This is a genomic window from Blautia caecimuris (assembly GCF_024622975.1).
Classification (GTDB): domain Bacteria; phylum Bacillota; class Clostridia; order Lachnospirales; family Lachnospiraceae; genus Blautia_A; species Blautia_A caecimuris.
This window is the reverse complement of sequence record NZ_JANJZT010000012.1, coordinates 36,596-59,197: the sequence shown is the minus strand read 5'-3', so window position 1 is coordinate 59,197 and position 22,602 is coordinate 36,596. Positions and strand designations below refer to the sequence as shown.

General features: G+C 41.5%; 20 protein-coding genes, 1 pseudogene and 1 riboswitch. Of the genes and pseudogenes, 11 read left to right on the top strand and 10 right to left on the bottom strand.

The features are described from left to right. Positions 1–4: 4 nt before the first annotated feature. The 5 genes from NSA57_RS09195 to NSA57_RS09175 all read right to left on the bottom strand — a co-directional run bounded on the left by NSA57_RS09195 (position 5) and on the right by NSA57_RS09175 (position 4,649). Positions 5–889: an ROK family protein gene (locus NSA57_RS09195; RefSeq protein ID WP_257464660.1), complete on the bottom strand. Its 885-nt coding sequence runs from the start codon at positions 887–889 to the stop codon at positions 5–7. Positions 890–916: 27 nt separating this feature from the next. Beyond that, the gene (locus tag NSA57_RS09190) at positions 917–1,369 is read right to left on the bottom strand and encodes a NanQ anomerase/TabA/YiaL family protein (RefSeq protein ID WP_257464659.1); all 453 of its coding nucleotides are present in this window, start codon (positions 1,367–1,369) and stop codon (positions 917–919) included. A gap of 81 nt (positions 1,370–1,450) precedes the next feature. Next, entirely contained in the window at positions 1,451–2,962 is a 1,512-nt protein-coding gene (locus NSA57_RS09185) for a sodium:solute symporter family protein (RefSeq protein ID WP_257464658.1), read from the bottom strand. A gap of 25 nt (positions 2,963–2,987) precedes the next feature. Beyond that, a complete protein-coding gene (locus NSA57_RS09180) occupies positions 2,988–3,917 on the bottom strand; it encodes a dihydrodipicolinate synthase family protein (protein ID WP_257464657.1) in 930 nt (309 codons plus the stop codon). A gap of 33 nt (positions 3,918–3,950) precedes the next feature. Then, positions 3,951–4,649: an N-acetylmannosamine-6-phosphate 2-epimerase gene (locus tag NSA57_RS09175; RefSeq protein ID WP_257464656.1), complete on the bottom strand. Its 699-nt coding sequence runs from the start codon at positions 4,647–4,649 to the stop codon at positions 3,951–3,953. Between the two features lie 267 nt (positions 4,650–4,916). Between NSA57_RS09175 and nagA the strand changes: the two genes are divergently transcribed. Further along, entirely contained in the window at positions 4,917–6,020 is a 1,104-nt protein-coding gene (gene nagA / locus NSA57_RS09170) for an N-acetylglucosamine-6-phosphate deacetylase (RefSeq protein WP_257464654.1), read from the top strand. Between the two features lie 101 nt (positions 6,021–6,121). Here the strand turns inward: nagA and NSA57_RS09165 are convergent, their stop codons facing one another. Further along, positions 6,122–8,830, bottom strand: a complete 2,709-nt coding sequence (locus tag NSA57_RS09165) for a sensor histidine kinase (RefSeq protein ID WP_257464653.1) — start codon at positions 8,828–8,830, stop codon at positions 6,122–6,124. Between the two features lie 62 nt (positions 8,831–8,892). Continuing rightward, the gene (locus NSA57_RS09160) at positions 8,893–9,585 is read right to left on the bottom strand and encodes a response regulator transcription factor (protein ID WP_022068072.1); all 693 of its coding nucleotides are present in this window, start codon (positions 9,583–9,585) and stop codon (positions 8,893–8,895) included. 245 nt (positions 9,586–9,830) lie between these two features. Continuing rightward, a riboswitch (cobalamin riboswitch) is annotated at positions 9,831–10,022 on the top strand. A gap of 155 nt (positions 10,023–10,177) precedes the next feature. On the opposite strand from NSA57_RS09160, the gene NSA57_RS09155 reads away from it, so the two are divergent. From NSA57_RS09155 to rbr, 10 genes and pseudogenes are all read left to right on the top strand, one after another. Further along, complete coding sequence (locus tag NSA57_RS09155) at positions 10,178–10,924, top strand: energy-coupling factor ABC transporter permease (protein WP_022068071.1); 747 nt, start codon at positions 10,178–10,180, stop codon at positions 10,922–10,924. Between the two features lies 1 nt (position 10,925). Continuing rightward, entirely contained in the window at positions 10,926–11,225 is a 300-nt protein-coding gene (locus NSA57_RS09150) for an energy-coupling factor ABC transporter substrate-binding protein (protein WP_178709609.1), read from the top strand. Positions 11,226–11,261: 36 nt separating this feature from the next. Beyond that, positions 11,262–12,038: a cobalt ECF transporter T component CbiQ gene (gene cbiQ, locus NSA57_RS09145; RefSeq protein ID WP_257464652.1), complete on the top strand. Its 777-nt coding sequence runs from the start codon at positions 11,262–11,264 to the stop codon at positions 12,036–12,038. Continuing rightward, positions 12,035–12,637: pseudogene (locus tag NSA57_RS19785) on the top strand (energy-coupling factor ABC transporter ATP-binding protein); the annotation flags it as partial. The gene cbiQ and the pseudogene NSA57_RS19785, both read left to right, overlap by 4 nt. A gap of 270 nt (positions 12,638–12,907) precedes the next feature. Continuing rightward, entirely contained in the window at positions 12,908–13,699 is a 792-nt protein-coding gene (locus NSA57_RS19780; protein ID WP_257464689.1) for a sirohydrochlorin cobaltochelatase, read from the top strand. Positions 13,700–13,919: 220 nt separating this feature from the next. Further along, positions 13,920–14,210 carry a hypothetical protein gene (locus NSA57_RS19505; RefSeq protein WP_306814072.1) on the top strand — a complete coding sequence of 97 codons (291 nt, stop codon included), beginning with the start codon at positions 13,920–13,922 and terminating at the stop codon, positions 14,208–14,210. Between the two features lie 184 nt (positions 14,211–14,394). Continuing rightward, the gene (locus NSA57_RS09125; RefSeq protein ID WP_257464651.1) at positions 14,395–15,849 is read left to right on the top strand and encodes a glycosyltransferase-like membrane protein; all 1,455 of its coding nucleotides are present in this window, start codon (positions 14,395–14,397) and stop codon (positions 15,847–15,849) included. A gap of 311 nt (positions 15,850–16,160) precedes the next feature. Further along, entirely contained in the window at positions 16,161–16,556 is a 396-nt protein-coding gene (locus NSA57_RS09120) for a Fur family transcriptional regulator (RefSeq protein ID WP_022068067.1), read from the top strand. Positions 16,557–16,663: 107 nt separating this feature from the next. Continuing rightward, a complete protein-coding gene (locus NSA57_RS09115) occupies positions 16,664–17,206 on the top strand; it encodes an NADH peroxidase (RefSeq protein WP_022068066.1) in 543 nt (180 codons plus the stop codon). Positions 17,207–17,373: 167 nt separating this feature from the next. Then, positions 17,374–17,910 carry a rubrerythrin gene (gene rbr / locus NSA57_RS09110; RefSeq protein ID WP_257464650.1) on the top strand — a complete coding sequence of 179 codons (537 nt, stop codon included), beginning with the start codon at positions 17,374–17,376 and terminating at the stop codon, positions 17,908–17,910. A gap of 126 nt (positions 17,911–18,036) precedes the next feature. Here rbr and NSA57_RS09105 read toward each other — a convergent pair whose 3' ends face one another. The 3 genes from NSA57_RS09105 to NSA57_RS09095 all read right to left on the bottom strand — a co-directional run bounded on the left by NSA57_RS09105 (position 18,037) and on the right by NSA57_RS09095 (position 22,400). After that, the gene (locus NSA57_RS09105; RefSeq protein WP_022068064.1) at positions 18,037–19,464 is read right to left on the bottom strand and encodes a glycoside hydrolase family 1 protein; all 1,428 of its coding nucleotides are present in this window, start codon (positions 19,462–19,464) and stop codon (positions 18,037–18,039) included. Between the two features lie 66 nt (positions 19,465–19,530). Next, complete coding sequence (locus tag NSA57_RS09100) at positions 19,531–21,417, bottom strand: beta-glucoside-specific PTS transporter subunit IIABC (RefSeq protein WP_022068063.1); 1,887 nt, start codon at positions 21,415–21,417, stop codon at positions 19,531–19,533. Positions 21,418–21,548: 131 nt separating this feature from the next. Further along, positions 21,549–22,400, bottom strand: coding sequence for a PRD domain-containing protein (locus tag NSA57_RS09095; RefSeq protein ID WP_022068062.1), 852 nt, complete (start codon positions 22,398–22,400; stop codon positions 21,549–21,551). Positions 22,401–22,602 lie beyond the last annotated feature (202 nt).

The window sequence follows — 22,602 nt, the reverse complement described above, 5'->3', positions numbered from 1 at the left end:
TTCCTTAGTGTCTTGACCGAAAATGATAATAGGCTCCCAGCATTCCTGCCTGATTCTGATTCTGTGCAAACTCCATCCGGGTATGCCGGGCAACTGACGGAATCAGATATTTATCAAGGCTTTCTCTCAGAATATCTTTCAGATATTCTTTCTGCGCCATAATTCCGCCTCCCAGAACTACTACCTCCGGATTCACTACATAGCAGATGTTTGCGATCCCCATTCCCAGAACCTCACACATTTCCTGAATGGCGCGTATACAGTCAGAGTCTCCCTGCTTTGCCTGTTCAAATACATATTTGCCATTGATGGATGCAGGATCTATGCGCTTATATTCCGCTGTCTTTTTTACAAGGATACTGCTTGCTCCCAGGTCCTGAAATTCGCCTCCCGGAAGATGCATATAGCCTACCTCACATCCGCTTCCGGAAAATCCGTGAAATACTTTTCCGTCAATGATAATAGCTCCGCCGATCCCTGTACCAATAGTAAGGCAAAGACTGATGCTGCTTCCTTTTGATGCTCCGGCAAAATGTTCTGCAAGGCCGGCGCAGTTTACATCGTTTTCTACTTCACAGGGAATCCCATACAGATCTTCCAGTGTTTTTTTAATTTCTGTGCCTGTATAGTTGGGGATCAGAGGAGCTGCATAAGTAATTTTTCCTTTCTCGCAGTCTACCATTCCGGCTGTGGAAATGCAGATTCCTTCCGGCTGATACTCTTCCCTGTAAACTTCAACGATCTTCTTTGCTTTTTCCATAATCCCGGGGCCGCCATATTCCATGGCCTGTGTGGGCATTTCTCCTGTAACAGCAAAGGTTCCGTCCTCTCGTACCACGCCGTGCTTTATAGAAGTGCCTCCAATATCAATACAGATATATTCCTTCATCCTGCCGCTCCTTTATCTGTTTACTGATTATTTAATTCTGATCTTAAAAATAGCCTTTTTGATCTGTTCAGGTCCGTTTACCTGTATAGCTGTTCTGTGTCCGTCTTTTGGATAACAGATCAGGAAATCACCGGCAGAAAGAACTACATGGCTGTTTTTTTCTCCTTCCAGAGGAAGAAAATCATCTTTTTCCACAAATTCCTTCTGTACCATATTGTCAATAAAGTTCACATCAATCTCCTCTGTTCCCTTCAGCATCAGATGAAGATCCAGATACTGGCGATGCGCTTCCCAGATTCTGTTTTCCGGTGTTGTTGTCTCATATTCTACAATATTAACAAACAGGTTGTCACCCTCTATTTCATGACTTCCTTTTTCAAAATCCACAAGTTCATTATTTTTTGCATACTCTAAACATTTTAATACGTTTTCCTCCAGAAATCCATATTCCTCAACGTCTTTTATATTTCCAAATATCATTTTATTTTCCTCCTGTTTTTTATTGAAATAATCAGCCTGGACTTGCTTAGAAGAAAGACCAGGCTGATTCTGTGCTGCTGATTAATGTTTGTAAATAGTTGTATTGGGAGCCGGCTTTGACTGATCTCCTTTTATTTTTCTCCAGATCATACTTGCAGGAATACCTACCACCAGAGATACTGCAATAGAAATAATTGAGTAGGACCAGATAGATACTCTGTCTGCAGGAATAAAATATTTAATGTAGATCATAACTGCAGAAGCCGCAATAAACGCTACAGTTGCGCCAAAAGTATTTGCTACCTTTGTAAATGCGCCAAGAATAAAGGTTCCGATCAGAATTCCGAGAACCAGTCCCATAAATCCGTTAAACCACTCGTAAGCAGATTTTACTCCGCCGTTTGCCAGTACCATGGCAACAATAATGGAGAAAATACCTACAACAAGAGATACATACTGACCGATCTTTGTCTGTGTCTCAAAGCTGAGCTTCTTCTTGGAAAGTCTCTCCTGGATATCCAGTGTCCAGCTGGATGCCACAGAGTTCAGACCTGTGGACAGAGTAGACTGTGCCGCTGCATAGATTGCTGCAAGAAGAAGACCCGTAATACCTACCGGAAGCTCAAACGCGATCCAGGATGCAAAGATCTGATCCTGCTGCGCTGCCGGAGGAAGCTGATTTCCCTGTACATTGTAGAACACATATAAGCCTGTTCCGATAAGATAGAATACTGTTGCAATAAAAATGGAAAGCGCTCCGTTTGCAAGCATCATCTTGTTCAGTTTTTTTCTGTCTGTTGTAGTTGTAAAACGCTGTACAATATCCTGGCTGGATACATAAGAACCCATTGTATTGAATCCGGCGCCTATGATAAGAAGAAATACACTGTCTTTCAGAATATTTGCATCAAATATAGGCTGATCTGCTGCCAGGAATTTGTGGCCTGCAGTAAACTCATGGAAAATCGCTCCGAGTCCGCCGTCAATATGAAACAGCAGGAAAAACAGGCCAAAGGTAACGCCGATCAGAAGTACGGATCCCTGGATAAAATCTGTCCAGAGTACGGATTTCAGTCCGCCTGTATAGGAATAGATAATCGCGATCACACCCATGATAATGATCAGGATATTTACATTGATTCCCATAAGATTTGACAGCACCATACACGGCAGATACATAATAATGGACATACGTCCGATCTGATATACAATAAACATTACTGCGCCCAGAACACGGAGTCCTTTGCTTTTAAAACGCAGTTCCAGATAATGATAGGCAGTATCAATATCCAGCTTGCTGTAAATTGGCAGGAAGAAACGGATGGTTACCGGAATTGCCAGAAGCATGCCAAGCTGTGCAAACCACATGATCCATGTTCCCGCATACGAGTTTCCTGCCAGAGACAGGAAAGAGATCGGGCTTAAAAGTGTTGCAAAAATGGAAACAGAAGTTACCCACCACGGCACTGTTCCGTCACCCTTAAAGTATTCTTTTCCCTTCATTTCTTTTTTTGCAAAATGAAGGCCTGCAAACAAAACCGCAGCCAGATATACGATCAGAATAACAAGATCAATCACTGTAAATCCCTGCATAAATTACCTCCCTCTCATCTGGCATTTAAGCCAGATATTTATCCTTTGCTGCTTTTATCATTGCTGCTGCCTCTGCTGCAACCGCCTTATCGGCTTCCTGAAGATTTTCAAGAGGCTTACGCACACCGCCCAGGTCTACATTTTCATTTATGCGGAGAATCTCTTTTGCCACTGCATACATGTTTGCATGGCTGGAGCACATTTTGTAAATAATCTCATTAATGTCATACTGAAGAGCTGCTGCAGTATCTCTTTCGCCGGCTACGATCAGTTCATTTAATTTCAGGAACAGTTCCGGCATCACTCCATAGGTTCCGCCGATTCCTCCGTCAGCGCCAATTGCACGTCCTGCCACAAACTGCTCATCCGGGCCGTTAAATACTACAAACTCGCCCTTTGCAGCCTTCCCTGCTGATTTAAACATCTGGATATCCTGTGTAGGCATGGAAGAATTTTTTACGCCCACTACTCTTGGATTTTTCATCATTTCTGCAAACAGGCTCATTGTAAGCGCTGTTCCTGCAAGCTGAGGAATGTTATAAATAATAAAGTCTGTGTTCGGCGCTGCCTCGCTGATCTCATTCCAGTACGCTGCAATAGAGTACTCCGGAAGTCTGAAATAAATAGGCGGAATGGACGCAATCGCATCAACTCCTACGCTTTCAGAATGCTTTGCAAGCTCCACACTGTCCTTCGTATTGTTGCAGGCAACATGGTTGATCACGGTTAATTTTCCTTTTGCCACAGCCATTACGTTTTCGATGATAAGCTTACGTTCTTCTACACTCTGATAAATACATTCGCCTGAAGAACCATTTACATAAACGCCCTTTACTCCCTTGTCAATATAATAACGGGTGAGAGCGCGAACACCTTCCGGACTTACATTGCCTTCTGCGTCATAGCATGCATAAAAAGCCGGAATAATTCCTTTATACTTATCCAATTTACTCATAATAACATTCCTCCTGGGGTATTCCCTTATGATTTATTTCTCTGCTTTTTTCATTTCTTCTGTAAAAGATTTTGTAATCAGCTGAGGTCTTGTGATAATAGAACCTACAACCACACTGTAACAGCCCAGTTCCACCACTCTTCTGGCTTTTTCCGGTGTGTTGATATTTCCTTCTGCGATCACATGATGTTTTACCTTACTTAAAATTGTACGGATGATCTCAAAGTCATTAGCCTCGATCCTGTCTCCCTTACTCTGCTCTGTATAGCCAACCATAGTCGTTCCAATAAAATCAAATCCAAGCTCGTCTGCATGAAGCGCCTCTTCTACTGTAGAACAGTCTGCCATAAGCATCTGCTCCGGATATTTTTCACGGATCTGATGGTAAAATTCATCCAGAGTCACATTTCCCGGTCTTAAAGAAATGGTAGCGTCAACAGCTATAATTTCCGGCTTTACTTCCATAAGCTCATCAATTTCCTTCATGGTAGGAGTAATATACACCTTGCTGTCCGGATAATCTCTTTTTACAATTCCAATAACAGGAAGATCTACGTTCTTTTTGATTTCCTCAATATCCTCCCTGGTATTGGCCCGGATTCCCATTGCTCCTCCTTCCGCTGCCGCTCTTGCCATTCTGCCCATAATAAAGGAAGAATGAAGAGGCTCATGAGGAAGCGCCTGACAGGATACTATCAGATGTCCCTTGATCTGCTCTAATTTTTTTTCCATCGTGCTCTCCTTTCCGCTTTCGCAATTTCTGCACATAGTATAACGCTTTCGAAAGTTTTTTCAATAGATTTTTATTTTAAGAAAGTTCTTTCATCCTATTCAGCATCTCGCACAATTTTACTATCTATTTTTTGTATAATTTTTTCAAATATGTATGCACTTTGAAAGTTCTTTCTCTTTATAATCTTCAGATTGAATTAATTTTGTCAAAGACTTATAATAGAATCATCAGCATAACTGCATCTTAAAAATCAAGGAGATAATATTATGATTATTAAAAACGGACTTGTATTTCAGGAAGACGGAAGCTTTGTAAAAAAAGATCTGTACATTGAAAATGGCAGACTGGCTGCTTCCGAGACAGAAGTATCTGACAAAACCGAATACGACGCTGAAGGGTTAACGGTTCTTCCCGGACTGGTGGACGTTCACAGCCACGGCGCTTTCGGACATGATTTCTGCGATGCCGACCCGGAAGGCCTGAAAGTAATTCTGAAATATGAAAAAGAACACGGAATCACCTCCTACTGTCCTACTTCCATGACACTTGCAAAGGACAGACTTATGGACATCTTTGCCACCGCAACAAAGGTGGAACCGGACGATAAGCTTGCCCGCATTATTGGCGTTAATATGGAAGGCCCGCTGATCGACATTGCCAAAAAAGGCGCTCAGGCCGCTGAGTATATCAGTGTTCCTGACGTATCCTTTTTCCGTCAGTGCAACGAGGCTTCCGGAAACCAGATCAGACTGGTAACACTTGCTCCTAATGTAGACCGCGCCTTTGAATTTATTCAGGCTGCAAAGGACGAAGTAGTAATTTCCATCGGACATACTACAGCAGATTACGACTGTGCCAGAAAAGCCATGGAGCTTGGTGTAAATCACGTAACACATCTCTATAACGCAATGCCTCCTTTTGCTCACAGAGATCCTGGCGTGATCGGAGCCGCATGTGACAGTGAGGACTGCATGGTAGAGCTGATCTGTGACGGTTTCCACATTCATCCATGTGTTGTGCGCACTACCTTTAAAATGTTTGGTGACGAGCGTGTTGTTCTGGTCAGCGACTCTATGATGGCAACCGGAATGGAAAATGGCACCTATGAACTGGGCGGCCAGGAAGTTACCATGAAAGACCGTCTGGCAACTCTGTCCAACGGTACCATTGCCGGATCTGCAACAAATCTTTTTGACTGCATGAAAAAAGCCATGGAATTCGGTATCCCTGAATCCACAGCTATTTTTGCAGCTACCAGAAATCCTGCCAAAAGTATTCATGTCTATGACAAAGTAGGTTCCCTTACTCCGGGCAAATATGCAGATGTTCTGCTTGTAGACGATTCCTATAATCTCATAAAAGTATTCTGATACCATAAAGCGCCCCCGGCATCACAGCGATACCGGGGGCTTATTTTATCTCTTATTTTTCAGAGGGTTCTTTCCACTGTCTCAGACAGTATCGAAAATTATCATTTTTCTTTTACCTTAAACGTAATTGTCACTTTAAAGAGATCTCCGTCCAGATAAAGCTTAAACTCCCCGCCCTGAAGCTCAGTCAGGCTTTTTGCAATGGAAAGTCCCAGTCCGCTGCCTTCTGTATTTCTGGACACATCTCCTCTGATAAATCTCTCTGTCAGCTCGTCTGCAGAAATATTCAGAGGCTGAGAAGAAATATTTTTCAGGAAAAATGTAACATTTGGCTTATTTACTCTGATTTCTGCATAAACCCTTGTGTTGTCCATAGCGTACTTTGCAACATTTCCAAAAACATTTTCCAGAACACGCCACATTCTTCTTCCGTCTGCGCAGATGATCGCTTCATCCTGATCAAAATGTACCATCATGGAAAGATTTTTTTCCTGGAACCGTTCCTCAAATTCTCCGATCACCTGATGAACAAGCTCTACAAAATTAAGATCTGCCATTTCCAGTGAAATATTTCCTGTGCTTGCCTTGGATGCCTCCACAACATCTTCAGTAAGGGTTTTCAGTCTCAGTGACTTTTCCTCCAGGATCTCCAGATATCCCTGGATCTTCGGATCCTGAGGATTTTCCCGTTTCAAAAGATCTACATAATTGATAATGGAAGTAAGAGGCGTCTTGATATCATGGGATACGTTTGTGATCAGTTCTGTCTTCATCCTTTCATTTTTCAGGCTTTCCTCCACTGCCGCGTCAAGTCCCTCTCCGATCCGGTTAATATATTCAGCGATCTGTCTCTGCTCTCCGGTAAGCTTATCAAGAGGAATCTTATACTGAAGCTCACCGTCTGTAATACGTTTCAGCCCATCCAGGATCAGCTCCCGTCCTCTGGCTTTTCTGAGAAAATAGATCAGTCCCAGAATATCCACTGCCACAACAACCGGAAGAAGAATCACTCCGCCGCAAAGTATCACTGTCCATATTATAAACTGGAAGAAACAGAATCCTCCGAACAGCAGAGCCATTTTAATCCTGCTGGCTGTGTTTTCCGCGAAAAAATCAACAAACCTTCTGCAGCCTTTCACAATCTTAAGGCAAAACTTCTTGAGCAGACTTAAAAGCTTTCTCAGCAAGCCAAAAACTTTTCTCAGAACACTGTTTTTCCAGAAAGTTTTTGCTTTTATACGACGTACCAGACTCATCCAGCCGCCCAAAAACATCACTGCGGTCCAGGCTCCCAGACCAGCCACTGCTGCCACAATATATTTCAGTTTATCCACATAGTCTACATTGATCCCAAGCCCCAGAAACAGAAATACAGGAACTGCCCACACAGCACATACAGCTGCTGCGCCGATCTCTGTATACCAGCGGTCAAAGAAATTCAGCTGTACCTCTTCTTTTTCATTGTTTCTTCCTGCGCCGGCAGTAAGAATAATAAGGCAGATCAGAAAGATCAGGCTCCCTGCGCCGCATACCGCCATGGAAGGCGTAAGATAAGCTGCATATTTTTCAAAATTCTCTGCGTCCTCTGCCAGCAGATCGTCCGCCGCAAAATCCTTATCGACCCAGGCGGCAAATACATAGTCGATATCCCGGTCATCCGCAGCTGCATTGTCCACTGTATGCTGCCACAGATTAAAGTAATGGTCTTTCTTCAGAATATCGATGTTTGTATCATGCTCTTCCGGAGAAGAAGTGACTACAACATACGGATCCTGACCGGATTTTAATTTCTGGATTCTTTTTTCATAATCTCCTGCATCTGTGTTGGACTGTATCTTTTCTTCCCGGCTTCCCGGATTCAGGGCCAGAATATAGCTTAAATTGGTTTTTCCCTCACCGTAATGCTCTTTCAGCATAGCTTCTGCCGACTTCTCCATCTGTACCTGAGCAAGAGCATGGTTCAGGGCATAAAAGGCATCCTCAAATCTTCCCTTCCATCCGGGCTCTTCGTTCAGGATATCCAGGATGCTGTCTGCACCCACCGGCGGGAAAGCCTCTGCAATCTGATAATCGGAATATTCATTGATCACGTTTGTATAAATGATCTTGCCGTCCTCATCAGCAATTCCGGTAACGCCGGAATTCAGGACTCCGATATTTTCAGCATAATAATCATTAATATCTCCATAATATCCGTAGCTGGAATAATCATGGTTTTTCAGACATGCCAGAATCCCCTGTGCTGAAAGCGCATCCACAAACTTGCTGCCGCTTTCTTCCGGCTGAGTATAGCCTTCTGCATATTCCCCATCATCATATTCTCCATAGGTATCTGCCACCAGAAATCCCAGTTCTCCGTCTCTGATCTTTTTTTCAAAATCTTCATAATACATATATTCCAGATTTCCATCCGGCTTCACACACACCAGAACATCCTCTGTATGAGCATCCCAGTTCTCGGTCTCCACCCATTTCTCAAGGTCGCCGAGCCTGTAAACAAGACCTGAGGAGCCTTCTGTATCCGTTTCCTCATCTGCAAGGATCTCCCACAGATCCACCTCTTCGTTTTCCTGTTTTGATTCCATGTAGCTTTTTTCTGATTCTGCGATCAGCACATCAAAGCTGGCATGACGCATACTCTGCTCAAAGCTTCTGGATTCCAGATATTCCTTTTTGTCAAAAGGCAGAACGCCTTCACTCATAATTCCTGCAGATGCCGCTCCGCCTGCTGCCGCAGCAGTCAGAGAAGCAACGCCCACTACCAGAGCGGCGGCTTTCACCGCGCTGCTTCTATACCATTTTTTCTTCATAATAATGCCCCTTTCCATCTTCCTGATATATGGATTTCTCTTCTTAATAACCTGCCGGGCGTTTAAAGCTTTTCTACTTTATAGCCCAGTCCCCAGACCACCTTCAGGTATCTGGGTTCCTTTGGATTGATCTCAATCTTTTCACGGATATGCCGGATGTGGACTGCCACAGTATTGTCTGCCGCTATTGCCTCTTCGTTCCAGATATTTTCATAAATCTGATTGGTAGAAAATACTCTTCCCTGATTTTTTACCAGAAGAAGAAGGATTCTGTACTCAATGGGAGTCAGCTTTACCGGTTCTCCGTCCACACAGACCTCTTTGCGGTCATCATCCACAGTCAGTCCGCCTGTTACGTAAACATTTTCCTTTTTCTGAGATACAGCGCCAAGCTGAGTATATCTGCGAAGCTGGGATCTGACTCTGGCCACCAGCTCCAATGGGTTAAAGGGCTTTGTCACATAGTCATCCGCCCCTACGTTCAGGCCCAGGATTTTATCTGCGTCCTCTGACTTTGCGGATAAAATAATAATGGGAAGCGGGTTTTCCTCTCTGATCTTAAGAGTCGCCCGGATTCCGTCCAGCTTTGGCATCATAACGTCAATGATCAGCAGATCTACCGGATTTTCCCGCAGTGTCCGAAGAGCCTCCTCTCCGTCATAAGCTTTAAGAATATGATGACCTTCCTGTGAAAGATAGATCTCTATTGCCTCCACGATCGCCTTGTCATCATCACAAACCAGTATTTCTGCCACGTCTCTGTACCTCCTGAAACAAAATTAAATTCACACCGGATCACAGTCTCTTTTCTGTGATTCGTTATACTAAGAATATCAAATGGTGTTTAAGATAAAAGGGGTAAATTATTAAGAATTTCTTATGTTTTTTTCATTCCTGAACCAGTATATCACAGTGTCATCCAGAAAAAAAGACCGCTGCGGTTTCCTGCATCCCTGCTGCGTTTTTCCTTGACAACACTGGGGTTTATGCTACAATAAATTCAGAATTGAATGTAAAACGGTGTCTGCTTATGCAGGAGAATAGGAAAGTTGAGTGAAAGTCTCACACGGTCACGCCGCTGTAACGGAAGAGCCGCATTTCATTATGTCACTGAATATCTGAAGATACCCGGGAAGACGAAATGCAGTGATGATGCCCAAGTCAGAAGGCCTGCCTTTTACATGAAATTTACACAGGTTACGAACGATGGCCTTGTGTAAGAACAGGTTGGCTCATAGCAGATCAATTCTATTTTCCTGCTATTACCTCTTGTTCTTCTGATGGCCTGTCGGTATAACCGCACAGGTTTTTTTATTTTAGTTCTGTTTGATCAGAAGGGAGAAGAAAATGAGTAAAAAACAAAAGAAAATTCTTGTACTTGCCGGAGCCTTTGCTCTTGCTTTCGGCATTGTTCCAAACGTCAGTGCCATGCATATCATGGAGGGTTATCTTCCGGGAAGCTTTTGCATCGCATGGGGTGTTTTATGCGTACCCTTTCTTATTGCAGGATTTATGTCCATAAAAAAGACTCTGAATGAACACAGAAACCTGATCACCATGCTGGCCATGTCCGGCGCCTTTATCTTTGTGATTTCTTCACTGAAGATACCGTCCGTCACAGGAAGCTGCTCACATATGACCGGAACCGGTCTCGGAGCCATTCTCTTCGGTCCGGCCGCTGTTTCCATTCTGGGACTGATCGTTCTTCTGTTCCAGGCGATTCTTCTGGCACACGGAGGACTTACCACACTTGGAGCAAACACCTTTTCCATGGCTATTGCCGGTCCGTTTGTTTCTTATGGAATCTATGTTCTGTGCAAAAAAATGAATGTAAATAAACGGGTTGCTGTTTTCCTTGCGGCTGCTTTGGGCGATCTGTTTACCTACTGCGTCACAGCCGGCCAGCTTGCCCTTGCTCATAACGCAGACACTACCTTCGGAGCTGCCCTGGGCAAATTCATGGCTATTTTCGCACCAACACAGGTACCTCTTGCCATTATCGAAGGTATCATCACTGTAGTAATTTTCATGGGTCTTGAAACCTATGCAAAACCGGAGCTTCGCGCAATGGGAATTCTGAAGGAGGCAAAATAATATGAAAAAGACTGTAATCGCTGCAATCGTTGTCATTTTTCTGATTGCTTTTGTCCCGCTGTTTGTACTGAAGGATGCCGAGTTCGGCGGTTCTGACGATGCCGGAAGTGTTGTTGTGGAAGAAGTCGATTCCTCTTATGAGCCATGGGCTACGCCTGTTTTTGAACAGCTTCTTGGCGGAGAGCTTCCGGGCGAGGTGGAAAGTCTCCTTTTCTGTATCCAGACAGGTATCGGAGTCGGAATTATCGCCTTTATAATGGGACGTTTTGTAGAACGCAAAAAATGGATGAAGGATCAATGATCAAAATCCGGCCTTCTCTGATGAAAGGAGATTTTTATGATTGTCATTGACAAGCTTTGTTATCAGTCAAAGCTTAGATATGAAAATGCCGGTGAAAAATTTGCCTTTGCTGTGATTACGCTGTGTATCTGCGTAATGAGTCGTTCCGCGGCAGTGGCAGGGATTGTTTTAGCAGCAACAGGGATTCTTACCGTTTTTTATGGTGGGGTCCCTGTTTTTCGCTATCTGAAGTTCCTTACTGCCCCACTGGCCTTTTTACTTTTAAGCACTGTGGCTATTATACTGAATATCCGGAAAACTCCTCTGGATCTGTTCGCCATTTCTGTGGGAACATGGTATCTTACCTCCAGTCTGGATTCCTGCCTGTATGCCCTGCAGCTGATCCTTACTGCACTTGCAGCGGTTTCCTGCCTGTACTTTCTTTCCTTTACCACTCCGGTACCGGATATCCTGGATGTGTTAAAGAAACTGCACTGTCCCAAAATACTGATCGAGCTTATGCTTCTGATCTATCGTTTTATTTTTGTTCTGCTGGAAACTGCCAGCGCGATTTCCATGTCTCAGGACTGCAGGCTTGGAAATAAAAACTACCGGACAGCTCTGAAGTCCTTCGGTATGATGGGGTCTGTTCTGATGATACGCGCCATCAGCCGCTCCAACCGCCTTTATGACGCAATGGAAGCCCGGTGTTATGACGGAACTATCCATGTTCTGTCAGAATCCCGCCCGCCTAAAAAAAAGGTGATTCTGGCTATTATCCTGTTTGACGGCGCATTATTTTTATTTGCTCTGTGGAGGAGATTTTATTTATGAATCCAGATATTATTTTAAAAGCCGATGAGCTTTACTTTTCCTATGATGACAACAACTCCCACTCCCTTAACGGACTTTCCCTGGAAATCAGACGGGGACAGAAAGTAGCCTTTATGGGGGCAAACGGCAGTGGAAAATCTACTTTTTTTCTTTGCTGTACCGGAATCCTGAAGCCTCAGTCAGGAAAGCTGTACTTTAACGGAGAGGAAGTGGGTTATAAAAAGAAAGATCTTCTGAAGCTCCGCAGCAAGGTAGGGATTGTATTCCAGGATCCTGACAATCAGCTCTTTTCTGCCAGCGTTTTTCAGGAAATCTCTTTTGGGATTCTTAATCTTGGGGTTCCGGAAGAACAGGCAAAAAAAGAGGTGGAGGATGTGATCGAATATCTGGAGATCACTCCTTTCCGCCATAAGCCCACCCACGCCTTAAGCGGAGGTCAGAAAAAACAGGTTTCCATTGCAGATATTCTGGTCATGCATCCGGATATTATCATTCTGGACGAGCCTGCCGCTGCTCTGGATCCCCGCCATACCACAATGGTAAATCATATCGTAGAGCAGCTGACAGAACAGGGCATCACTGTGCTGATGGCAACTCATGACGTCAACTATGCCTACGAATGGGCGGACGAGGTTATGCTTTTTCATGAAGGAAAGGTACTGATGCAGGGAACTCCCGCTCAGGTTTTTGGAAACCGGGGCGCTCTGAAAAAAACAAACCTGGAAACGCCTGCTGTTCTGGAGCTTTTTGAAAGTCTTTGTAAAAAAGGGATTTTAAAGGCTTCCCTGCCTCTTCCCCGCAATTTAAAAACGCTTGAAACCTACATTTCTGATATTAATTTAAACCCACATTACGGAGGAAACAACATCGTGACTGAAAACAGAAAAAAAGCAATTCTGGCTGTAAGCTTCGGAACCAGCCACCATGATACCTGCAAGGTAACCATTGACGCTATTGAAAAAGAAATGCAGGCAGCCTTTCCGGATTATCCCCTTTACCGGGCATGGACCAGCAAAATGATCATTCGAAAGCTGAAGGACAGGGATCAGATCCATGTAAATACGGTAAAAGAGGCCATGGAGCAAATGCGCAGAGATGGAATCACTGATGTTCTTATTCAGCCAACTCATGTGATCAATGGTATTGAAAACGATCTTATGAAAGAGGACGCCCTTTCCTACAGGGAGGATTTTCACTCCATTTCCTTTGGCGATCCTTTGCTTACCAGCGAACAGGACAGCCTGGATGTGATCCAGGCCATTGCAGACGAATTTTCCAGCCTGAAAAAAGACCAGGTTCTTGTTTTGATGGGACATGGCACTACGCATTTTTCCAATTCCATTTACGCTGCTTTGGACTATACATTTAAAGACAAAGGATATTCGAATATCTTCCTTGGAACGGTTGAAGCCTACCCTTCCATGGAAACTCTGCTGAAAATGATCCGTTCCTACCAGCCTTCCAAAGTGATTCTGGCTCCTTTTATGATCGTAGCCGGAGACCATGCAAAAAATGATATGGCCGGGGATGATCCGGAATCCTGGTACAGCCAGTTTAAATCAGCCGGCTATGAGGTAGAACCTGTTTTAAAAGGACTGGGAGAATATTCCGGTATACGAAAAATCCTGGTAGAACATCTGTCACGTCTGGACGTCCAGTAAGATTAATACAGCCAAATTTCCATTGAAGAACAAATTTTAAACATTTATAATAATAAATACAAAAAGGAAATACAATGGGTAAAAAAGTGGAACCTAAATTTAGTAATCGTTGTTTCAAGTTACAACGAAGAACAGATATTGCCAATTACATCCAAAATGTTTCTGGGCACAAATATAAGATTTGATCCATAAGAAAAAAATCCATAGGGACAGTCGTATTTTGTTTGTAAATGATGGAAGCAGTAATACTATCTGGAAAATCATAAAAGAGCTGGTAAAATTCAAAAAGGTATGTCTGTTCCTGGGAGAAATGATACAATTGGTCGGATTCAAAAGCACCTGTACTTATTATACCAGAAACAGTCGGATGGCCGGCAAAGGCCATTATCTTCTAAACAAAATGCTGACACTTGCCTTTAAGGGAAGCACCAGTTTAAGTGTCAAGCCATTAACTATTATTACAAGTTTTGGTATATTTATTTCTAGCGTCAGCTTTATTGGCGCAATATAGGCAGTGTATCAACAGCTCATGGGAAAGACAGTAGTCGGCTGAGCAAGCATGACCTGTATTATATGTCTGCTTGGTGGAATACAGTTGATCTGCCTTGGAGTTATAGGAACCTATATGGGAAAAATATATCTGGAAGCCAAGCCAAAACCTAGATATATAATTAGCGAAAGAACAAAAGAGGAAAATGAAAAAGAATAATTTTATCGAAAAAACAGCAGTATTTTTTCTGTTATTGTTTTCTGTATTTGTAATAATGTCCAGTTTTATGGATGCGATTGTAAGACCGGATCATGTTACAATGACAGCGTATTTTTGTGGCATTCTGGTTGTTGGTGGATTCTTCACAATTATCTGGGTATTATGCATCCGTTTACCAGAAGCTTTTTTAAATAAAATATTCAGGGTACTGGCTGTTTTTATTTTTGTCTTGTATATTATAGAAATATTCTCCTTACAATTACAGCCAAATGTAGATTTATCTCATATTATTGAACAGTCTCTGGACATGTTAGAAAAAGGAACTCATGAATTTACCAATGAAGACTACTTTTCCTTTTATACCAATAATATCCCTATTGCAATCATCATATATTGGGTATTTTATATTGGTAAAATAATTATGGGAGAAGCCTTTCAATACAGCATTGTCGGCGGATTATTTAATGTTATTATGATTTGGATTGGTTTTTTGTGCTTTTTCCGTCTAGCGGACAAGCTTACCCATAACTATAAAACCGCCTTTTTCTATAAAATTATTATGCTCTGTAACCCGCTGTTTTTTGTATATGCTTCTTACTATTACACTGATACTGTTTCAATTCCATTAAGCATTGCAGCTGTATTATGCCTAGTAACGGCTTATCAGTCAGAAAAAGCAAAAAAATATCTGCTGTTATTCCTTGCAGGAATATTATTTGCCATTGCAGGCAAAGTTCGCGTTGTTGCGCTGATTATCCTGATAGCCATTGCTGTGGCGTTGATTTACAAAAGGCTCTGGAAACAGATTTTCCGGCTGGCGGTTCTGTTTAGTACTGCTTTTTTGGTTGTAGAGCTTATGTATGGAGCAGCCTATAATTATCATGTTAAATTTGACACATCCGAACGGGCCGTCCCTGTAACACACTTTTTGATGATGGGAAGCCATGACAGCGGAACATATGACGGGAACGATGTAAAGTATACAAAATCCTTTCAAAATTATAAAGAAAGACAGCAGAAAACTTGGGAAGCCTACTGTAAAAATCTGAAAGAAAACGGTCTGTCCGGCAATATTCTCCTGCTTTTAAAAAAAGAAGCCATATGGGGTATTGGAACAAGAGGATATTACCAGTATGTAAAAAATGTAAAAGAGGACACTTTTTTATATCAGGTTATTGCAGGTCCATATATGAGTGTAACCAAGGGCATTCTGCAGGCATATAATTTGACGATTATTGTATTAATATTTCTGGGGCTTCTTTACAGCAGACAAAAGATGACACTTATGCAGTTGATTCTGGTTATATACTGGGGCGGAACAATTTTATTCACCGCACTTTGGGAAGCCCATCCAAGACATATCATGACATATATTCCCTTTTTAACTTTACTTGGGCTACCTTTTACAGAATCTCTTTTCCATAAAAACCCAGATAGTTAATCATATAATTCAACTTTAATCAGGCTTTTGGGAAGTTTCCCAAAGGCCTGTTATACTTTAACAAAAATCCGCTCAGAAAGTTTTCTTATCCCAGAGATTCTAAATCAGTTATTTTATCTTTTCGACATATCTGAATCATAAAACATCTGGCCTTTGATATTGGATAAGAAAATTTCCTGTTTAACACATTTTTAAGGAACCAAACAAAAGACTTATTAAAGATAATCCGATAATTTTCTTGACAAATACAGTACTGTTTTATTATAATATCAATAACCATTATTGTTATTACAGGAGAAAGGAGTGTGCCTATGGCTGCATTAAAATACAGCAGACAGCGCGAATCCATCAAGGAATTTCTGATGACACGCACAGACCACCCCACAGCTGATACGGTATATGAAAACATGAAATCTATCTATCCAAATATCAGCCTTGGAACTGTGTACAGAAATCTTTCTCTGCTTTCTGATCTTGGTGAGATCAAAAAACTTGCCAGCTTTGGCGGCGCAGATCGTTTTGACGGCCGGGTAGAGCCCCACTGTCACTTTATGTGTACAGAATGCGGCTGTGTCATTGATCTGGAAACAGAAGACATGCAGGATATTATGAAAAGGGCCGGAGAGCATTTTAACGGCATAATTACTGACTGCAGCGCCAGATTCTTCGGAATGTGTGAAGATTGCATGAAGAAAGAAAAAAATTAAGAATTTCCCTTGACATTCAGCAAACAGTATGGTAGATTATAGACATAGCAAAACAGTAACAATTACTATTATTAAAAATAATTATTTAAGAAAAGGAGATTATCATTATGGCTAAATGGGTATGCAATGTATGTGGTTATGTTTACGAAGGCGAGAACGCACCGGAGGTATGTCCGATCTGTAAAGCATCTGCTGACAAATTTACAAAACAGGCAGAAGGCATGAGCTGGGCAGCTGAGCATGTTGTAGGTGTAGCTAAGGGCGTTAGCGAAGACATCCTTGCTGACCTTCGTGCAAACTTTGAGGGTGAGTGCTCTGAAGTTGGTATGTACCTTGCAATGGCAAGAGTAGCACACAGAGAGGGTTATCCGGAAATCGGTCTTTACTGGGAAAAAGCTGCTTATGAAGAAGCAGAGCATGCTGCAAAATTCGCTGAGCTTCTTGGTGAAGTTGTAACAGACAGCACAAAGAAAAACCTTGAGATGCGCGTTGCTGCAGAGAACGGCGCTACAGCAGGTAAATTTGACCTTGCTAAACGTGCAAAAGCTGCTAACCTTGACGCAATCCATGATACAGTTCATGAGATGGCTCGTGACGAGGCTAGACACGGAAAAGCATTCCAGGGTCTTCTTGAAAGATACTTCGGCTAAGAATAAGCCTCTGAAGCGGAGAGCAGAACATGCTCTCCACTTTCTTTTATGTAAAAAACAGCCTAAATCAAACATATGTTGACACACTTATGTTTTGAATGATATGGTATAAGAAGCTATACAGCAATTTTAAACAATCAATTATCAGTGATAAAGGAGGAAACCACATGTCAAAGTATGCAGGAACCAAAACAGAAAAAAATCTTATGGAAGCCTTTGCAGGAGAATCACAGGCAAGAAATAAATACACCTTCTTTGCTTCCGCTGCAAAAAAAGCAGGATATGAGCAGCTTGCAGCTCTTTATCTGGAAACTGCGGATCAGGAAAAAGAACACGCTAAAATGTGGTTTAAGGAGTTTCATGGAATTCATGATATTGAAACCAATCTTGAAGATGCCGCTCAGGGTGAAAACTTTGAATGGACAGATATGTATGCAAGAATGGCACGGGAAGCCAGAGAAGAAGGTTTTGAAGAGCTGGCTGAAAAATTTGAAGGTGTTGCCAGAGTAGAGGCTGCTCACGAAGCCCGATACAAAAAACTTCTGGAATCCTACAAAGCTGATAAAACATTTAAAGGAGATGCGCCTCTTGGCTGGAAATGCCGCAACTGCGGATATATTCATATGGCTGACGAAGCTCCTGAAGTATGTCCGGTATGTGCCCATCCAAGAGCTTATTTTGAGCGCAAAGTCGAGAATTATTGATCTTCTTTCGTCTGAAATCATGTGTGAAAATAATGTTATTTAACTCTACCATCACAGAATAGTAATATCCTGGCAGGTACAGAGCTTTTAGGCTCCGTAACCTGGCCAGGATATTTTATTGTTCTTTTATAGTTTTTCACCACAGGAGTCTATTACTCTTTTGTACCAGTAAAAAGAGTCTTTACGAATTCTGGCAAAGTTTCCTGTTCCGTCATCATTTTTATCAACGTAAATCAGACCATATCTTTTTTTCAATTCTCCGGTTGAAGCACTAACAAGATCGGTACATCCCCAGCATGTATAGCCAACCAGTTCTACACCATCATGGATAGCTTCCTTCATCTGTTCTATATGCTTACGCATATATTCAATGCGGTATTCATCATGGATTTTTCCATCTTCTGTCAGCTCATCCACGGCTCCCAGACCATTTTCTACAATCATGATCGGAATCTGATAGCGGTCATAAATCTGATTCAAAACATATCTGAGTCCCACTGCATCAATTTGCCATCCCCATGCAGAAGTTTCAAGATATGGATTCTTAATATTTTCCCCTCCATTGGCAGCGGTTAGCTCACCTTCTTTCACAACGCTGACACAATTACTGGAATAATAACTGATAGAAACAAAGTCTACCGTACCATTCTTCAATATACCCGCATCTTCCGGCTCAATCTCCAGCTCTATTTCATTTTCTTCAAAAAATCTTGCAGCAAATCCAGGATAATATCCTCTCACATGAACATCCCCGGCAATTGAATTATGAATCTGCCCAAATCTTTGGGCATAAAAAACATCTTCTGGATGGCAGGTATAAGCATAACCATTATGATATGCCAGCATACACCCCAGCTTATTTTCATTGTCAATCTTATGCGCCATAGATACTGCCAAAGCACTTGCAACCAACTGGTGATGCATTGCCTGATACCGACTCTGCAGGCATACATCTTCCGAATCCAGCATCCCTGCACAGAAAACTGCGCCAAACGGCTGTGTCAGCATATTAATCTCATTAAATGTAAGCCAGTACTTTACTTTTCCTTTATATCTTTCAAATAATACTCTGGCAAATCTAAGGTAAAAATCAATCAGTTTACGATTTTTCCAACCACCGTACTCTAGCGAAAGATGAAGTGGATTTTCATAATGAGAAATGGTTACCAGTGGTTCAATTCCATATTTTCTTAATTCGTCTATAACATCATCATAAAACTTAAGCCCCTCTTCATTCGGAGTTTCTTCGTCTCCTTTTGGAAAGATCCGTGACCACGAAATTGAAAAACGATATATTTTAAATCCCATCTCAGCAAACAGAGCAATATCTTCTTTCCAGCAATGATAAAAATCAGTTGCTTCATGATTTGGATAAAATTCTTCGGGTAACGGCTCCGGAGGTGTCAGACGGCGTTCCTTATTGACGCTTCCTCCCGTAAGAATGTCTGCAATAGACAACCCTTTTCCGCCCTCATTCCATCCTCCTTCATACTGATTAGCAGCTGTTGCTCCGCCCCATAAAAAATTTTCGGGCATACGATTATAATTTTTCATATCTGCTTTCTCCTGTCTTTAAAACGGCAGACAGATATCTCCTGTCTGCCTGATCTGTACTTATGTTTATACGACTGTCAGAAACTTCTCTCCTGCACTGATCTCACTACCCTCTTTTTCCATACATACGGCCTTGATATAATCGGAAATATTAGTAACAACAACTGATGTAGTCAAATCATATCCTTCTTTTTTGATTGCTTCAAGGTCAAACTCAACAAGAAGTGCTCCCTTCTTTACTCTTTCACCGTCTGTTACATAAGATTTAAAGTATTTGCCTTTAAGATTGACAGTATCCAGTCCAATATGGATCAAAATCTCTGCTCCACTGTCTGCTACGAACATAATTCCATGTTTTGTATCCATGATATTTACAACGGTTCCGTCAGCCGGAGCATAAACTCTTCCTTCTGATGGAAAGATTGCCGCTCCATCTCCAAGTACTTTATCTGCAAAAGTTTTGTCCGCAACATTGGCAAGTGTTTTTACAGTTCCTGTTACAGGTGCATAAAGTTCAACTTTTTCTACTAAAGGATTTCTCTGCTGTGTTTCTGTTGTTCCCTGTGCCTCTGAGCTTTCCTTTATCTCATTATCTGATTTTACATCTTCAAATCCCAAAATAAAGGTAAGAATAAAGGAAGCAACAAACGATACAATAATCATAATGATTCCATACAGAAGGTTACTCATCCCTTTATCCCCGATAAATGCCGGAATTGCCATAATACAATTCTGAGCAATATACAGGGATACCTGAAAAAGTCCACCTACAATACCGCCAATTCCAGCTGCAACAGATGCAGCAACAACAGGACGTTTCAATTTCAGTGTGACACCATAAAGTGCCGGTTCCGTAATCCCCATTAATGCAGATACTGCCGCTGCACTTGCAAGCTGTTTCATATTACTGTCTTTTGATTTTACTGCTACCGCAAAAGAAGAACCTGACTGTGCAAGATTAGAGCAAACCTGAGATACAAAAATCAGGGTATCTGAGCCTCCTGTCGCAATTGCATTCAGTCCGATTGGTGTAAGCGCATGATGCATACCCGTCATAACAATGAACGGGAAAAGAGCTGCAAGAATACCAACGATCACAAAACCAAGTTTTGCAGATAAAAAGTTGATTGCTACTGCAAGTCCATTACCAATGATTGTTCCGATAGGACCAACTACAATCAGGGCGATCGGCGCACTAATCAGAATAACCAGTGTTGGATTGAGAATTAATTTTACCATCTTCGGTGTAATACGATCTACAAAAAGTTCAATGTAGTGTGTGATCCATACCATCAGAATAACCGGAATTACAGAATAAGAATAGGTTACCTTTGTAACCGGCAGCCCAAACAAAGTAATTGCCGCATCTCCAGCTGCCATACTGACAAATACAGGACTCAGATAAACACCCGCTATAAACAATGCCAGCGACTGATTTACTCTGAAAATTTTTGCAGCATTTGCCGCAATCAGAAATGGCATAAAGTAAAAGGTTACATCACCTATAAAACTGATAACCTGATAAGTGCTGCTGGTATCAGATACCAAATGGAAAGTTGTTAAAAGTGTAAGTACAACCTTAATCATTCCTGCCGCTGTCAGAGCCGGAATCATAGGTGTCATACAACCGGTAATGGCATCAACAATCCTGGAAACAACCCCTTTTGGGTTTACAGGATCAGTTTCCCGTGTATCGTCCGTCGGAATGCCTTTGTTCTCCAGCGCTTTATAGACAGCATTTACTTCATTTCCTGCAATAACCTGAAACTGTTCCTCGTGCCAGTTTACACCTGAAACTTCGGAGAGCTTTAAAATCTCCTTTTCATTGACTTTCGTTTTGTCTTTTACATAAAAACGAAGTCTTGTCATGCAATGAAATAAACGGATGATGTTGTCCTTTCCTCCCATTGCTGCAATTAGCGTGTCTGCAGTTTCTAAATAGTCCTTTTTCATTTTAGAACCTCCTTTAATAATAAATATTAAAATTTATGATTAAAGGTCTTGCCTGAAAAGATACGTTTTTATCGAACGCATTCCAGTAACAATCCATTAACACCTTATCTGATGTCTGTAAAAATCTTACACTAAATCGACTGTAGCCGTTTATGATCCTCTGTAATCTTCTGAATATGAATTGTCAGATACAGCATTTCATCTTCCGTCATATCGTATTCATATTCTTCTTTCATCATCAGGTAAATCATTTTTACACACCCATAGGCTTCTTTATACTGCTCTCTGATAATCTGAAACAGTTCACCATTTTCTTCATAGTGAAGTTCCTTATGAAAAAATCTCTGGGCAAAATATTTTAAATGTGTCAGAAATCTCTGATAATACAGATTTTCTTCCTGAAATTTTATGTTTTCATAATATTTTTCTACTACATCCAAAATCTGGTGTACGATTATGGAAATCTGGTAACTGTCTGTTTTTCCACTGTCCTGTGAATTCACAAAATGCAATGCAAAAAATCCAGCTTCATCAATTGCCAGATCTGTTTCAAATGTTTCATTTACTTTCTGCAGCAAATCCAAACCAATTTCATACTCTTTATGATAAAGAAGTTTGATGTCCAGAAGAAGCATATTCTGAATACGGATTCCCTGTTTTAACCTAGAAATCGCTCCCATAATGTGATCACTTAATGAAAAATAAATACTGTCATTCAGATTCATTCCATTTTTTTCTTTTACCTCATTTACATACTCCTCCACAAAGTCAAGATATATTTCTGGAATAGAGGTGAGATATCCCTGAATTTCTTTACTGATCTGCGCTGTCTCTGCGACAAAAACCTTTTCAATCCGTTTTTCATCTATCTGCTGCCCCTTTTTCTTCTGAAAAGCAATTCCACATCCTTTTATGATGACTTCATGCCCCTGATTATCTTTTGATAAAATCAGATTATTATTTAAAATCTTATAAATTACCATGTTCCCTTTCGCTCCCTACTACTGCAAATAAATAAAAAAAGACCATTACAGTATATAAAACTTATTTCATATACTATAAGGTCTTGCCTGACGATAATAAATTATTTCAGTAACAATCCTTGGACTAATCCGTCTTTATTTAACTTCTGTATACAAGGATAGCAGAAAAAATTATGTCTGTCTATCTGGAATATCCTACAAA

Excerpts from the sequence above, each read along its gene's own strand:
- NSA57_RS09150 (WP_178709609.1), top strand. The coding sequence starts at position 10,926 with ATGAAAAAGACTGTAATCGCTGCAATCGTTGTCATTTTTCTGATTGCT.
- NSA57_RS09195 (WP_257464660.1), bottom strand. The coding sequence starts at position 889 with ATGAAGGAATATATCTGTATTGATATTGGAGGCACTTCTATAAAGCAC.
- NSA57_RS09100 (WP_022068063.1), bottom strand. The coding sequence starts at position 21,417 with ATGAAAAAGGACTATTTAGAAACTGCAGACACGCTAATTGCAGCAATG.
- NSA57_RS09190 (WP_257464659.1), bottom strand. The coding sequence starts at position 1,369 with ATGATATTTGGAAATATAAAAGACGTTGAGGAATATGGATTTCTGGAG.
- NSA57_RS09105 (WP_022068064.1), bottom strand. The coding sequence starts at position 19,464 with ATGAAAAATTATAATCGTATGCCCGAAAATTTTTTATGGGGCGGAGCA.
- NSA57_RS09175 (WP_257464656.1), bottom strand. The coding sequence starts at position 4,649 with ATGGAAAAAAAATTAGAGCAGATCAAGGGACATCTGATAGTATCCTGT.
- NSA57_RS09120 (WP_022068067.1), top strand. The coding sequence starts at position 16,161 with ATGGCTGCATTAAAATACAGCAGACAGCGCGAATCCATCAAGGAATTT.
- NSA57_RS09115 (WP_022068066.1), top strand. The coding sequence starts at position 16,664 with ATGGCTAAATGGGTATGCAATGTATGTGGTTATGTTTACGAAGGCGAG.
- NSA57_RS09185 (WP_257464658.1), bottom strand. The coding sequence starts at position 2,962 with ATGCAGGGATTTACAGTGATTGATCTTGTTATTCTGATCGTATATCTG.
- NSA57_RS09165 (WP_257464653.1), bottom strand. The coding sequence starts at position 8,830 with ATGAAGAAAAAATGGTATAGAAGCAGCGCGGTGAAAGCCGCCGCTCTG.
- nagA (WP_257464654.1), top strand. The coding sequence starts at position 4,917 with ATGATTATTAAAAACGGACTTGTATTTCAGGAAGACGGAAGCTTTGTA.
- NSA57_RS09125 (WP_257464651.1), top strand. The coding sequence starts at position 14,395 with ATGAAAAAGAATAATTTTATCGAAAAAACAGCAGTATTTTTTCTGTTA.
- NSA57_RS09180 (WP_257464657.1), bottom strand. The coding sequence starts at position 3,917 with ATGAGTAAATTGGATAAGTATAAAGGAATTATTCCGGCTTTTTATGCA.
- cbiQ (WP_257464652.1), top strand. The coding sequence starts at position 11,262 with ATGATTGTCATTGACAAGCTTTGTTATCAGTCAAAGCTTAGATATGAA.
- NSA57_RS09095 (WP_022068062.1), bottom strand. The coding sequence starts at position 22,400 with ATGGTAATTTATAAGATTTTAAATAATAATCTGATTTTATCAAAAGAT.
- NSA57_RS09155 (WP_022068071.1), top strand. The coding sequence starts at position 10,178 with ATGAGTAAAAAACAAAAGAAAATTCTTGTACTTGCCGGAGCCTTTGCT.
- rbr (WP_257464650.1), top strand. The coding sequence starts at position 17,374 with ATGTCAAAGTATGCAGGAACCAAAACAGAAAAAAATCTTATGGAAGCC.